Source organism: Streptomyces sp. AC550_RSS872 (genome assembly GCF_019049285.1).
GTDB lineage: Bacteria > Actinomycetota > Actinomycetes > Streptomycetales > Streptomycetaceae > Streptomyces.
In genome coordinates this window covers 38,317-51,692 of sequence record NZ_JAGMUL010000121.1, presented here as the reverse complement: position 1 = coordinate 51,692, position 13,376 = coordinate 38,317, and the positions used below count along the sequence as shown (strand labels likewise).

Sequence of the window (13,376 nt, the reverse complement as noted above, 5' to 3'; positions counted from 1 at the left end):
GCGCTTTTTGCAGCCTTAGAGGTCGTTAAGTCCGTTTCTGGTAGCGATCTCGCCGGGTTGAGCGAGGAAGCCTTGGCGGGTGAGGCGTCGGAGGCGGCTGCGGGTGACGTTCATGGCGGGGGCGTCGGTGGGCATGCCGAGGAGTTCGTGCAGTTCGCGGACCCGGAACGCCTGGTCGGGGTGCTGGTTGAAGGCGTGCACGATCTGCTGGTAGGCGGTGGACATCTCCCGTACGGGTCCCGCCTCGGCCGGTAGGCGTTCGGCGATGACCTTGAGCGTGGTGGTCAGGTCCGCAACGCGAGCCTCGGTCTCGGCGAGGGCAGCGGTGAGGTGTTCGATCTGATCGCGTAGCTCGCAGGCCCGGGTTGCCGACTGGTCGCGATCCACCTCTTCGGTTGCGGGACGAAGCCCTTGCCGCGATCCTCGCGGTTGCGGCGGACAATCTCGACGGTGATGTCCTGCAGCGCACCGTGGATGACAACCTCGTCCTTGAACTCCTGGTCCACCAGGGCCTTTTCCAGGCGGTTGCCGCACCGCGTCGCCGCCTGGTCGAGCAGCGCGGTGCCGGCGGCGTTGTCGTGAGCCGAGGCGGCCAGCACGACCACGCCGGTGATCAATCCCAGGACGTCGACGGCCAGCCCTCGCTTACGGCCCAGCGTCTTCTTGTTCGCGACCGGTCCCGTCGTGGTCTTCGGTGCCGCGGCGGCCGCGCGCACGGACTGGGTGTCGATCACCACCAGGGACGGGTCCTCTAATCGGCGGGCACTCTCCCGCACCTGACAGCGCAGCAGTTCCTGAATGTGCTGGTGGAGTCTGTCCTCACGCCACAGCGTGAAGTAGTAGAACACCGCCGACCAGGCCGGCAGATCGTTAGGCAGGTAGCGCCACTGACAGCCCATCCGGTTCTGGTAGAAGATCGCGTTCACGACCTCCCGCAGATCACAGGACCTGGTGCTGCCGGTCGCCGACCGCTTCACCCGCTCTTGCTTCCAGGCCGTGATCACCGGCTCGATCAACGCCCACTGCTGGTCCGACAAGTCGCTCGGATACGCGCTCGCCCCATGCCCCGCATCCCAGCATGTCCATGCCTATCGGCGAGCCCACCCGGCGATCAGTACTACGAACGAGCGATCATCAACCGAGAGAGAAGAGGCATAACGACCCATTAGCGGACCGGAATCGGCACGGCCGAGGGCCGCCACTCTCGCCTGATCAACCCGAACACCCACGAGTCGGACACCTCGCCGTTCACGACGCAGTCCTCCCGCAACGTCCCTTCGCGCACGAATCCGATCTTCTCCAGGACCCGGGCAGACGCCACGTTGCGCGTATCGGTCTCGGCCTGAACTCGATTCAGGTCCAGTGTGTCGAATGCCCACTGCAGCAAGGCGTGCGCAGCCTCCGTCGCGTAGCCGTGGCCCCACATCGCATCGCCGAGGACGTAGCCCAACGACGCGCTGCGGTAGTCCGGGTTCCATCCTGTCAGACCGCACCAGCCGACGAAGGCCCCGTCAGAAGCACGGTCGATGGCCACCCGCGCCCCGGTGCCTTCCTCCGCCATCTTCCGGCACGTCGCGATGAAGCGGTCGGCTCGAGCCCGTTCGTTCCACGGCGGGGAGTCCCAGTAGCGCAGCACGTAGGCGCTGCTGTGCAGTGCAAAGAGGGGATCCACGTCGGTGTCGGTGAAGGGTCGCAGTCGCAGGCGAGCGGTGTGCAGTATGGGGGTGGTCAAAGTCATGCGCACCATGTTGCGTCCTCATGGGGCGGGCAGAACACCGAATATTCGATCCCGGTCCGGTCCCTTCAACCAGCACCCCGACCAGGCGTTCCGGGTCCGCGAACTGCACGAACTCCTCGGCATGCCCACCGACGACCCCGCCATGAACGTCAAGACCTTCGACTGCTCACGCTGCGGCTTTGAGGGCAAGCTTCTGGGCGGGCGACTGTGTGAACGCTGCACTCGCTCCGACGGCCTCACGGCGCTCTTGGACGGCGGCACCGGACACATCCACCCTGCGCTGGTTCCGCCGTTCGACCTGCTGGTGGCGATGGACCAGCCCAGGAGCGGGCTGGCCCGGCTGGAGATACGCCGCGGCCAGCCGGGAAACGCCTCGCAGTTGCTGCGCCGGCTCGGCCTCGGCGAGATCCCGCTGACGCACGACGCCTTCCAGGAGCTTCAGCCCTGGCGGGGCCGCCGCTCACCTGGAAGAACTCCGCATGACCTGCGGAGTCCTGCCCGCGGTCGACAAGTACCTGTGTTCCTTCCAACGCTGGCTTCCCGGGCATCTGGCCCGCATTGCCGACCCCGGGCACGACAAGACGATCAAGCTCTTCGCGACCTGGCGTGTCCTTCCTCGGCTGCGGGCCCGCGCCGAGCGAAGCCACATCACACCCAGCGTCCGACGGTTCGCCGCCGAGCAGATCAAGTACGCGACCGCATTCCTGCAATGGCTCGGCAAGCGCAACAGCACCCCCGCGTCCTGCGGGCAGAACGACATCGACGCCTGGTGGGCCGGAACACCGAGCACAGCCGCACCTGCCTGCGAGCCTTCCTCAGCTGGGCAATGCAGAGCCGCCGTTGTCGACGCACCCTCTCTACCAACCCTGCATCCTGCTGGCTCTTCCCCGGGCGCCGGGCGGGCCAGCCGTTTCGCCCCGACCACCTGTCTGCGCTCTTGAACGAGGTTTCGGGGTCCCAGCCGCCGCTGCCTGCGGTGCTGCCATCCGACAGCAACTCCTCGAACTGCCCGGCCCCGTCGTAGCGGACGCCCTCGGCTACCACGACAAGACCACCAGCCGCCTCATCAGAGAGACCGGCGGGACATGGAGCCGATACGCCCCAGGCGATCACACAAGGTCACCAACAGACTGGCTTCCTCGGGGACCGGCCACAGTTGAATAGTCGGTCACACCGGTAGACCGCCGGTTCGTACACTGCGAGGGTGGAAGACCATACGGCCACCAGGATCTATGCACGTCCGGCGCCCGCCTTACGGCGGTACGTCGGCTCGTATGTCGGTTTCGATCTTCGTGGGTTCCCGGCGGGGGTGCACTGCGGTCCGCCGGGCCGCGTGCTCACTGCGGTGATCAGTCTGTCCGGCCCTTTGGATGTGGCGGCAGGCGTCGACGACGGGTCACCGGTCACCCGATTCAGCAGCGTGGCCGGCGGTCTGATGCGCCGGTCCGTCGCGATCCACCACGACGGATGCCAGGAAGGCGTGAAGGTATCGCTGACACCGCTCGGGGCCCGGGCCGTCTACGACATGCCCGCCGCTGATCTCGCCCACCGGCTGGTCCCACTCGACGAGCTTCTCGGAGCGCTCGGCGTCGAGCTGGTCGACCGGCTCCGCGCGGCGACGACCTGGACCGCGCGGTTCGCCGCGCTGGACGAGTTGCTCCTGCGAGCCGTCGGCCGCAGCGCCGGCGGCGACCCCGTGTCCCGGGTGCGCCCCGAGGTGGCCGAGGCCTGGCGCCGCCTCTTGGCCGCGCGGGGCCGCGTCCAGGTTGGGAGGGTCGCCGCAGAGCTGGGCTGGAGCCGTCGGTACCTCACCGACCGGTTTCGCGGTGAGGTGGGCCTGTCGCCGAAGACCTTCGCCCGGGTTTTGCGCTTCGAGCACGCGCACGAACTGGCCACCAGGCACGACCCGCTTCCGTGGGCCGATGTGGCGACCGTCTCCGGTTACGCCGACCAGGCCCATCTCGTCCGGGACTGGAGCGAGTTCACGGGCCGATCGCCGACAGCATGGCGTCGCGGCGAAGTCCTGCTCGGGACCGGGTAGCCGCCGACCGGCCGCCCATCGCGTCGGCTTCCGTTCCCTTTCCTTCAAGACCACCCTATTGCTGTCCTGTGACGATCGTCTGCATGAGACTCGTCAATCACGAACCCAACGCCATCGACCTACGGACCACCCCCGTGCACCTCGGGCTGGGGTCGAGAGCGAAACCCGTCGAGGGCTTCGCCTGGGACCCGGAGGTGCTCCATGCCTACAGCGCCGCGGTCGCGGCGGACGGCGCCGAGGGCCGGATGGTGACGATCTTCGACGGCGACGGCCTCGGCGACCATTGGGAGCGCCACCCCGCCGGCGACGAACTGGTCGTCTGCCTCAGCGGGTCGGTGACGGTCACCCGCGATGTGGACGGAGTGCCCGACCGGGTTGTGCTCGGGCCGGGCGAGGCCACCGTCAACCCGGCCGGGACATGGCACGCGGTCGACATGGCAGGACCGGCGTCCATCCTGACCATCACCGCTGGCCTCGGCACCGACCACCGTCCCCGGACCGAAGCCCGCCCGACCGAGCACGCCGGCACGTCCGGCCCGCGAACACCGTGACGACCCGTGTCGCGTGCCTCGGGGACAGCCTCACCCGCGCGCAACTGAGCGTCGACTACCTGGACCTTCTCGAACGACGCCGCCCTCCCGGCGACGTACGGCTCGCCCGCTTCGGCGTCAACGGCGACTTCGCCCACAACCTCTCACGGCGCCTCGATGCCGTCGTCGCGGACCCACCCGACGTGATCACCGTGCTGATCGGGACCAACGACGCCCGAGCGAGCCTCGCCGGCTACCCCGTCGAGCGGGCCATGAAGCGCAAACAACTCCCCCACCGCCCGTCGGCCGGCTGGTTCCAGCAGTGCCTGGGAGCCGTCGTCGAACGGCTGCGAACGCAGACCGACGCGACGATCGCTCTGCTGTCCCTCCCGGTCCTCGGCCAACAACTCGACGGAGCCGCGGCGCGGGCATCACAGGCGTACAGCCGCATGATCGCCGAGGTCGCCACCACCAACAAGGCGACCTACCTCCCGCTCCACGAACGCCAGACCGAGGAACTACGCCAGGCGGACCCGCCGCCGATCCCCTACCGGGACCCGCCGCCCGCGGCGAGCGTCAGCGTCCTCGTCCGGCGCGCCTTGCTGCGCCGCAGCCTCGACACGATCTCGCAGCGCCGGGGTCTCGTGCTCACGACCGACCACATCCATCAGAACAGCCGCGGCGCCGCCCTTGTCGCCGAGGTCATCGACACCTGGCTGCCGACCCGGAGCGGGTAGCCGGTTCCGGCGGCGGCCAGCTCGATCACCAATCCCGGCGTGCCGCTGGAAAGTATTGGAGGTTTTGGTATTAATCTCCGATCACCATACGTAGTCGATCTCTCACAGATCGCATCCCCCTTCACTCCACCGGAGATGAACATGCACAAGCTTCGCAAGACTGCCGCCCTGGTTGTCATGCTCGGAAGTGCCGGACTCCTGAGCACCGGCACCGCCACCGCCCACGGCGACGACGGTCACGGCGGCAATGGCGGAGGTCACTACAGCGTCCTGCAGAGCTCGAACTGCAAGTCACATGACCTGAACCTCGACATCCTCGGCCAGGTCGGCATCCTCAACGGCCTGCTGGGCAGCGCGCTCAACGGCGAGGGCGACGCGGGTGCGCAGAAGTCCCACCTGGGCTCGACCATGGGCTGCAACAACAGCGCCTTCTAAGGCGTGCTTTGAAAGCTGCTGTGGTATTCGGTTGGCCGTTCAGAATGATCACGGGCGGCCAACCGAATAGTGCGTTCGTAGGCGACGCGTCCAGCACCAGATACGGGTTCGGCGCGGCGTCGAACAGCTCCTCGAAATCGATCTCCGCTGGCGTCACGCGCGCTGCCGATCTCTACAAGCGCGACCAGGGCCTAGCGGCCCGGATCACCGACCAGATGCCCGATGAGCGCCTCGACGAGCGGGCCGGAGCGCATCGTCCACCGGATCCAGTCGAGCCGTATCCACCACCGTGCTTCTCAGAGACAGCGCCCCCGGCAAGCTTCCCGAGGCCTTGTCTGGTCTTCACATCAGCCCCCGGTCTCAGCCGGCTGACACCGCTCTTCCTCGGGCCGTCTTCCTCGGGCCGCATGAGCCGGCTGATGGCACCAAGAACGAGGCACGACCCCTGGACCGCTCGCGGACACGGTCGTGGACGGTCGAAGTACGCGTCAGCTGCCCCGAAGACCGACCGCCAGCGTCAGTTCAAGGACCCGGTGTGGCGATGCGAGATCCGGAAACAGCTCCCGCAGCTGTGACATCCGGTACCGGACTGTCTGGGGATGGACGAACAACGCCGCCGCCACCTCCTCCCGCCTGCCCTGGTGCAGCAGCCATGCCCGCAACGTCTCCTCCAACCGCCGTGCGGTCGCGACAGGCAAGCTCCGCAGCGGTGCGAGGGCTCGGGCACGCAGGTCTGCGAACGCGTCCGCGTCGGCGCTCAGCACCAGCTCGGGCAGGTGGTCCTCGGTGTCGCGAATATCAGCGGAGAGGGAGCGCGCGCGTACCGCTCGTGCGTACGAGGCGGACGCACGAGTCCATGGCCGGGCCGGGCCGACCACGGCGGTGCGGTCGGTCAGCTGCCGCAAGAGATGTGATCGGTCGGCATCGGGGACGAGGAGCACACCGGTGGCGTCCGGCAGATCGTCGAGGACGAGGGTGCTCGGGTCGAGCGCGCGGTAGGCAGGCCGGGCCTGGGCGGCGGGCAGCAGGACCGCGGTCAGCGAAACCGGAGGCTGCCACCCGGCCCGTTGAACAGAGGCCCGCAGCACGTCCGGGCTCGCGCCGGCGAGGAGGTCGCGGGCCAGGTGTTCCAGGTGGCGCTCGTGGGCCCTGCCCTGGGCGGCCAGTTCGTCGGCGTGGCCCGCGGCGCTCGCGGCGGAGAGCTCGTCGATGTAGGCGAAGGTCAGCTCGGCGAACTTGGCGACCTCGGCGGCGGGCAGACCTGCGGGTACGGCACCCGCTGCCAGGCATCGCCAGGCCACGCGGGCGCCGACGCGGTAGGCGCTGAGCAGGGCGTCCATCGAACGGCCGTCGCGCACCTCGCCGCGGCCCAGCTCGTAGGCTGCGTCACCGGCGTCGCCGCCTGTGGCGTTCCCGCTCGCGAGGTCCAGGTAGTGCCCCAGCGCGGTGCGGACGGCTCTGCGGATGGTGCCGCCCATGCGGCCCGAAAGGGCGCCCGCGTAGGGAGGGACCTCGTCGATGATCGCCTGGACGACCTCGTCGGCGGTGGTCTTCAGCGCGGCCCGAAGTGCGGTGACCGTCGTCTCATCCAGGGCCAGTTCGCTGGCCCTCCGGATTGCATGGCTCACGTTTTGTTCCCTGCGAACAATTCTGCCGACCAGATTTACGTCCTGCGGTCAGGACTTTACGCCTTGAGGCGCAGCAAGCTGGAGTCATGACGAGTGCAGCCCTCCGCAGCAGGGCGTGGAAACTGCTGGAGATGGTCACGACGCCGTTGCTGCCGTCGGACTACCTCGACCTGGTCAGCCCGCTGCGTGCGGGCGCTGACCTGCGTGGGCGCATCGAGGCCGTGCACCCCGAGACGGGTGACGCCGCGACCATCGTGATCAGGCCGGGACGGGGCTGGCGCGGCCACACAGCCGGTCAGTACGTGCGGATCGGAGTCGACGTCGACGGGGTGCGCCTGTGGCGTGCCTACTCCATCACCTCACCGACAAACCGCCAGGACGGCCGCGTCACGATCACCGTGAAGGCGATCCCGGACGGCAAGGTCAGCAACCACCTGGTCCGCAGGGCGAAACCGGGCACGCTGATCCAGCTCGACCAGGCGACCGGTGACTTCGTGCTGCCGCAGGCCAAGCCCGCCAAGGTGCTCTACCTCACGGCCGGCAGCGGCATCACGCCCGTCATGGGCATGCTGCGCGACACCGAGTTCGACGACGTCGTCATGGTCCACTGCGCGCCACAGCCGCAGGACGTGATCTTCCGCAACGAACTGCACGACCTGGTCGCGGACAAGAAGCTGCGGCTCACCGAGGTGCACACCGCCACAGACGGCATGCTCGACATAGCCCGTCTCGACGAACTGGTACCCGACTGGGCCGAGCGCGAGACCTGGGCCTGCGGGCCCGCGGGCCTGCTCGACGCCGCCGAAGAGCACTGGAGCGAACACGGCGTCCAAGAGCGCCTGCACACCGAACGCTTCCGCCCCGGCATCCTCGCCGCCGGCGACGGCGGCGAGGTCACGTTCAGCGCCACCGGCAAGAGGGTCGACGCGGACGGCGCCACGCCGTTGCTGGACATCGGCGAGGAAGCCGGCGTGCTCATGCCCTCCGGGTGCCGCATGGGCATCTGCTTCGGCTGCGTCACGCCGCTCAAGGCGGGCGCCGTCCGCGACCTGCGCACCGGCGAGATCACCGAGGCCGAGCCGGGCGTCCTCATCCAGACCTGCGTGTCCGCCGCGGCGGGCCCCTGCGACATCGAACGGTAGGAGCACCTTGACCGCCATCGACCCCACCGCCCACCTGACCGCGGAGCAGATCGAGGAGCTCGGCCGCGAGCTGGACGCGATTCGCGACGAGGTGATCGCCGGCCGCGGCGAGAAGGACGCCGCCTACATCCGTAAGGTCATCTCGGCGCAGCGCAAGCTCGAGCTGGTCAGCAGGGGCGTGCTGCTGTTCTCGATCTTCCCGCCCGCGTGGCTGATCGGCACCGCCGGTCTGTCCGTGGCGAAGATCATGGACAACATGGAGATCGGCCACAACATCCTGCACGGCCAGTGGGACTGGATGCGGGACCCGAAGATCCACTCCACCACCTGGGAATGGGATCACGTCTCGCCGGCCGACCAGTGGAAGCACTCGCACAACGAGCTGCACCACACGTACACCAACGTGATCGGCAAGGACAACGACCTCGGCTACGGCATCATGCGCGTCGACGAGGACCAGAAGTGGCACCCGTTCCACCTCGGCCAGCCGCTGTGGAACTTCATCAACGCCTGCTTCTTCGAGTACGGCATCGCGGCGTACGACCTGGAGCTCGGCAAGAACCTGCACAAGCGCCACCGCAAGGACCCGGAGTTCCGCGCGCGGGCCAAGGCCGTGGGCCGCAAGATCCGCAAGCAGGTGCTCAAGGACTACGTGATCCACCCGCTGCTGTCGGGCCCCTCGTTCCTCACGACGCTCGCCGCCACGTTCACCGCGAACCTGGTCCGCAACATCTGGTCCCACTCGGTGATCATGTGCGGGCACTTCCCCGAGGGCGTACAGGTCTTCGAGCGCCGGTCGATCAAGGGTGAGACGCGCGGCCAGTGGTACCTGCGCCAGATGATGGGCTCGGCGAACATCAGCGGCAGCAGGGCCATGCACTTCATGACCGGCAACCTGTCGCACCAGATCGAGCACCACCTGTTCCCGGACCTGCCGAGCAACCGGTACGCCGAGGTCGCGGTGAAGGTGCGCGCGCTGTTCGAGAAGTACGAGCTGGAGTACGTCACCGGACCGCTGCCCAAGCAGGTGTTCTCCGCGTGGCGCAAGGTCTTCCGGCTCTCGCTGCCGAACAAGAAGCCCAAGGTCAAGACGCCGGACCGCGAGCACGAGCTCATCGCGGCCTGATTCCCGCTATAGGCTCAGATCTTTCGGCCGTACCGTCGGCACCGCCGGCACCGCCGGGTTCGCTGAGATCCGTTGCGGACGGTGGGCGACCGCGACATCAGACCGTCATCGGCCAGATCCGTGACCAGCTCCGCAAGCGCATCCGCCGCGCGATGGGCCGGCCCCCGGCGCGGTCGCCGCCGTCATCGACTCCCAGTCCGTCAAGGCTGCAGAAACCGTCGGCAAGGACTCGCGAAACCAATTCATCCGTGCGGTGGGAGCGGAGGTGGCGTGAGCGCGCGCCACTCGTCTTCCAGGATGCTGAACACTTCGGAGTCTCGCCAACCGTCCCGAATCAACGCGGTATGACGATGGCGCCCTTCCCACGTCATGCCGAGCTTGCTGAGTATCCGGGCTGACCCGAGGTTCCGCGGGTCACAGGTGGCATAGACGCGGTGGAGCCCGAGGTCCTCGAACCCTCGCTCCAGTAGTTCCTTCCCGATTGCCGTTCCGACGCCCTGACCCCAAACCCGAGGATCCACGGCATAGGTGATCTCACCTTGACGTTGTCCTCGGCTCCGAAGGTGGAGCTCACCCATGCCGACTACGTCGCCCTCGACACGCGCTACATAAGCGAACCGCTGCTGAGGTGAGTGTGACCAGGCTTCGACCGCAGCCACCACGAACGCGTGTGTTTCCTCTTCGGTGTTCGGCCCCCAGGTCTGGAAACGGCAGACCTGGGCGAGGGAAGCCCAGGAGTGGACGGCTCGCCAGTCTGCGAGCTCAATTCTCGTCAAGGTCACCGAATGTTGATCCACGGGTTGATCTTGTCAGGTGCAGTCGCGGCGATCTACGGGATCGAGAACAGGCACTCACCCCCGTTCCCGGCGTTCGGGCTGGACGGTACGGGCGCCGGTGTACAGCGGGGACGGCTATCGGCGAACTCCTCCCCTACGGAAGGCGGACCTGGTAGACGGTGGGTCACCGAACCCAGGCTGCCGACCAGGAACCTGCGGACCGTCAACGCCCTGACGGACCCGACGCTCCTCGAGCCGGTGACCGCCGGTGTGACCGCGGGCTCAAAGGGGCGGGCACAGTGTCGCCGGTCGGGGGCCAGGCCTCAAGCCGCTTCGGGGAAGGGGTAGTCGGTGTAGCCCTCGGCGCCCGGCCCGTAGAAAGTTCCGGCCGCAGCTCGTTCTCCGGGTGGCCACCCTGTCAGCGCTCGACCAGGTCGGGGTTGGCGATGAGGGCCCGGCCCACGACCGGAATGACCGCTCCCCTCCGCCTCGACGAGGCACATCGACAGGTCGTCGCATACCTCACCTCCCACCTCAAGGGGTGGCCGGCGAGCAGGCTGCGGAGGCACTGGAACGCGGGAAGATCACAGCACGTAACTGCGTAGGCCTTGCCCACCACTTCCAGCAGCATCAAGATGCCCTGCCGAATCCGGGCCCGACGCCTGCACAGAATCTGGTGAGGCTCGCCCATGCCCTGGCGGTTGCCGGGCACGGCCCGGTCACCCTGCCGACGGCGCCGGCTGCGGAAGGATCTCGCGCGAGCTCACGCATCGCCTCCCGACCGAACACTGCTGTTCGAGCTGCGCCTACCGGGTGCGGTCTCCGAAGACCTGCTCAGGCTGCGGCCGCCAGATAAGGCTCAACGGCAGCGGCCTGAACGGCCCGCTCTGCGGCACCTGGTATGGCAAGCACGTTGCCACCTCATGTGGCCAGTGCGGGCGAGTGTCGGCCACGCCGACCAGTTTCCGTGAACGCGCCGATCGGAAACGGAACTTGATCGGCGCGCCATGCACCACGGGCGGCGGGTATTAACCGAGGTGCCGGGAGAAGAACCTCAGGGTGCTGTCCAGCTCGAATGCCGGGATCTCCCCGTGCTTGCCGGGGTTGGCATGCAGCGTCTTCTCGGCCGAGGCCAAGGCGTCGAACAGCGCCAAGCTCTGGACTCGCGGCACCCGCTCGTCGTCCCACTGAACCAAGAACTCCACCGGGACGGTGATCGCCGCGGCGTCCTCGGCCGAGGCCAGTGCCCCGCCCAACCCCAGTACCGCCGCGCGGATTCGGGGTTCCGCAGCGACGAACGGAACGCCGAGTCCGCACCCCAAGCAGACCCCCCAGTATCCCACCGGACCGGCACCGACGTGTTTGAGTTGCTGAACCGCGTCCAGGACTGCTCGCCATTCCGGCACGGTCTGGCGGGCCACGAGCGCCTGGAAACCGGCGATCAGCGGAGCCAGCTCTTCACCGGCTTCCCAACGAGCCTGGTTCTCGGTCGCGATCCGGTCGTACTCCTCGACCTTCGGCCGGTCGCCGTGGGCGGGCACGTCGACCGCCACGACCGCGAAACCGAGCTCTGTCACGAAGCGGCGTGCACGCGACAGGATGTCGGGGGCCTTCTTGTGCTGACCGCCGCCGTGTCCCATCAGGACGAGTGGACGAGCGTCGACGGCACCTTCCGGCGTCCACAGCACGCCGGGAATCTCACCGATAGTAAAGAGCTGTTCGCGGACGCCGTCGGACGACGTCTCAGAGATGAAGCGCATAGCGTTTCAAGCCTTTCGGGATGCCTCTGCGGGCACTCCCTAGGCCATGCAGGGGAGGGAGGCCCGACCTGTCAAAGCGTTGATGGGTCTCACCTCCTTGGTTCGCAGCAGCGCACGGCGGCAGGAAACGTATCACGAAGGACTTCACCCTGGTCCGGATGGGGATGCCGACAGGGCGAAGCGAACCTTGCCTGATGCGGCACTAGCCATTTCCGATGAGGAGATCACCCCCCAACAGCTCGACGACCTCCCCAACACGCCGACCACTCGCTACCTCCGCGACCTCCTCGTCGTCGCGGCGGTGCTGCCGCCGCGGGACGAACGATTGGAGGCCCTGCCCCGCTGGGCGGACGCCCTCTTGGCCCAGGCGCCACTCCCCCAGCGGCAGCTCGTCCCCCCTTCACTCATTGGTATCCGCTCCAACGCATCCGCCGGGTCCACCGGCACCGCCCGCTACGCGCCAGCACACAGCACACAGCACACAGCACCAGATGCGCTGGCGACTGCGCCGGGCCCTGGAACTGCTCGACTGGCTCGACGAACATGGCACCGCTCTCGGGGAACTCACGCAGCCAGAACTCGAGATGTGGCTGGAGGAAGGGGCTGTAGAACGTCGTGAGGTGCGTGCCTTCGTTCACCTGGGCGCGAGTTCGGGGTCTTGTCGGCGAACTCGTAGTTCCGCGGGCACGCATCGCCGCTCCCAGCGTCTTCATGACGGACGAGGAGCAGGCCCAGCAGCTGCACCGGTGTCTCGGCAACGATTCTCTGCCTCTCGATGTTCGTACGGCTGGTTCCCTGACGCTCCTCTTCGGGCCGCAGCACACCAAACTGCTCGAACTCACCGTGCGCGACGCCATGGACGACAACGCGATGGTGGCGCTCAACCTCGCAGGCCATCATCTTCCGCTGCCGCCCGAAGTCGCCCGACTGGTCCGTGCGCAACGCGACCTGCTGCCACAGACCCCCCGGTTGCCGGAAGCGGTCGGCTTGACCAGCTCCAGGGTTCAGGTCGATGAACTGGAGAGCACCCATGACGAAGGTTTGGTCGTATCCGAGGTCAGGGCGACGGAGGTAGCGCTCAAGGTAGGCAGCGAGTAGATCAGCGTCGCACGCCGTTCCGAAACTGGCCAAAGCCACGCAATAGGCCAGCCCAGCGCAGCAGACCTCGCTGGCCAGCGGGAGTTCCACGTTCCTCGGGAAACCCCCTGAGGGACTTCACGCGGCCGTCCGCCCCGCTCGTCTGCCGTGTTGACCCTGGTAGCCGACCAGGCGCGGCTCCCGGCTTCTTCGATCATCGACCGACCGGCGGATCCGGCGTGTCCTTGATGTGTGTCCCAGCGGCAGGCTTCTCCGTGGAGTTAGTCGAGCCATAGCTCGCCGGTCACTTTGCCCCTCGCGCCCAGCTGGAGTCCTGCGTGCACCGCCCACTGCCCCTGGCCGCCACCGTCACCGGTGCCGTCCAG

At 67.8% G+C, this 13,376-nt stretch carries 14 protein-coding genes and 2 pseudogenes; 8 read left to right on the top strand and 8 right to left on the bottom strand.

The features are described from left to right. Positions 1–15: 15 nt before the first annotated feature. The 4 genes and pseudogenes from KUM44_RS46150 to KUM44_RS34550 form a co-directional block, all read right to left on the bottom strand. Entirely contained in the window at positions 16–225 is a 210-nt protein-coding gene (locus tag KUM44_RS46150; protein ID WP_254390540.1) for a hypothetical protein, read from the bottom strand. Between the two features lie 155 nt (positions 226–380). Next, positions 381–1,037, bottom strand: a pseudogene (locus tag KUM44_RS34560) (IS5 family transposase); the annotation flags it as partial. A gap of 128 nt (positions 1,038–1,165) precedes the next feature. Next, positions 1,166–1,738, bottom strand: coding sequence for a GNAT family N-acetyltransferase (locus tag KUM44_RS34555; RefSeq protein ID WP_217213709.1), 573 nt, complete (start codon positions 1,736–1,738; stop codon positions 1,166–1,168). Between the two features lie 166 nt (positions 1,739–1,904). After that, complete coding sequence (locus KUM44_RS34550) at positions 1,905–2,159, bottom strand: hypothetical protein (protein WP_217213708.1); 255 nt, start codon at positions 2,157–2,159, stop codon at positions 1,905–1,907. 58 nt (positions 2,160–2,217) lie between these two features. On the opposite strand from KUM44_RS34550, the gene KUM44_RS34545 reads away from it, so the two are divergent. The 5 genes from KUM44_RS34545 (at position 2,218) to KUM44_RS34525 (ending at position 5,481) form a co-directional block, all read left to right on the top strand. Continuing rightward, the gene (locus KUM44_RS34545) at positions 2,218–2,679 is read left to right on the top strand and encodes a hypothetical protein (RefSeq protein WP_254390538.1); all 462 of its coding nucleotides are present in this window, start codon (positions 2,218–2,220) and stop codon (positions 2,677–2,679) included. Positions 2,680–2,942: 263 nt separating this feature from the next. Then, a complete protein-coding gene (locus tag KUM44_RS34540; RefSeq protein WP_217213707.1) occupies positions 2,943–3,779 on the top strand; it encodes an AraC family transcriptional regulator in 837 nt (278 codons plus the stop codon). An 83-nt stretch (positions 3,780–3,862) separates the two neighbouring features. Beyond that, a complete protein-coding gene (locus KUM44_RS34535; RefSeq protein WP_093725210.1) occupies positions 3,863–4,330 on the top strand; it encodes a cupin domain-containing protein in 468 nt (155 codons plus the stop codon). Next, the gene (locus KUM44_RS34530; RefSeq protein WP_217213706.1) at positions 4,327–5,046 is read left to right on the top strand and encodes a GDSL-type esterase/lipase family protein; all 720 of its coding nucleotides are present in this window, start codon (positions 4,327–4,329) and stop codon (positions 5,044–5,046) included. The genes KUM44_RS34535 and KUM44_RS34530 overlap by 4 nt, the downstream gene beginning before the upstream one ends. A 141-nt stretch (positions 5,047–5,187) precedes the next feature. Then, positions 5,188–5,481, top strand: a complete 294-nt coding sequence (locus KUM44_RS34525) for a hypothetical protein (RefSeq protein ID WP_217213705.1) — start codon at positions 5,188–5,190, stop codon at positions 5,479–5,481. Positions 5,482–5,969: 488 nt separating this feature from the next. Here the strand turns inward: KUM44_RS34525 and KUM44_RS34520 are convergent, their stop codons facing one another. Next, positions 5,970–7,109 (bottom strand): CdaR family transcriptional regulator, encoded by a 1,140-nt coding sequence (locus tag KUM44_RS34520; RefSeq protein WP_217213704.1) that lies wholly within the window; start codon positions 7,107–7,109, stop codon positions 5,970–5,972. A gap of 86 nt (positions 7,110–7,195) precedes the next feature. Here KUM44_RS34520 and KUM44_RS34515 point away from each other — a divergent pair, with 86 nt between their 5' ends. The 3 genes and pseudogenes from KUM44_RS34515 to KUM44_RS34505 all read left to right on the top strand — a co-directional run. Then, the gene (locus tag KUM44_RS34515; protein WP_217213703.1) at positions 7,196–8,251 is read left to right on the top strand and encodes a ferredoxin reductase; all 1,056 of its coding nucleotides are present in this window, start codon (positions 7,196–7,198) and stop codon (positions 8,249–8,251) included. Positions 8,252–8,258: 7 nt separating this feature from the next. Beyond that, the gene (locus KUM44_RS34510) at positions 8,259–9,377 is read left to right on the top strand and encodes an acyl-CoA desaturase (protein ID WP_217213702.1); all 1,119 of its coding nucleotides are present in this window, start codon (positions 8,259–8,261) and stop codon (positions 9,375–9,377) included. 104 nt (positions 9,378–9,481) lie between these two features. After that, positions 9,482–9,612 (top strand): annotated as a pseudogene (locus KUM44_RS34505) (IS5/IS1182 family transposase); the annotation flags it as partial. Positions 9,613–9,619: 7 nt separating this feature from the next. Here KUM44_RS34505 and KUM44_RS34500 read toward each other — a convergent pair. From KUM44_RS34500 to KUM44_RS46145, 3 genes are all read right to left on the bottom strand, one after another. Further along, positions 9,620–10,159, bottom strand: a complete 540-nt coding sequence (locus KUM44_RS34500) for a GNAT family N-acetyltransferase (RefSeq protein WP_217213748.1) — start codon at positions 10,157–10,159, stop codon at positions 9,620–9,622. Positions 10,160–11,181: 1,022 nt separating this feature from the next. Continuing rightward, on the bottom strand, positions 11,182–11,913 hold the full coding sequence (locus KUM44_RS34495; RefSeq protein ID WP_217213701.1) for a dienelactone hydrolase family protein: 732 nt from the start codon (positions 11,911–11,913) through the stop codon (positions 11,182–11,184). A 564-nt stretch (positions 11,914–12,477) separates the two neighbouring features. Then, positions 12,478–13,050 carry a DUF6000 family protein gene (locus KUM44_RS46145; protein ID WP_308402796.1) on the bottom strand — a complete coding sequence of 191 codons (573 nt, stop codon included), beginning with the start codon at positions 13,048–13,050 and terminating at the stop codon, positions 12,478–12,480. Positions 13,051–13,376: the final 326 nt, after the last annotated feature.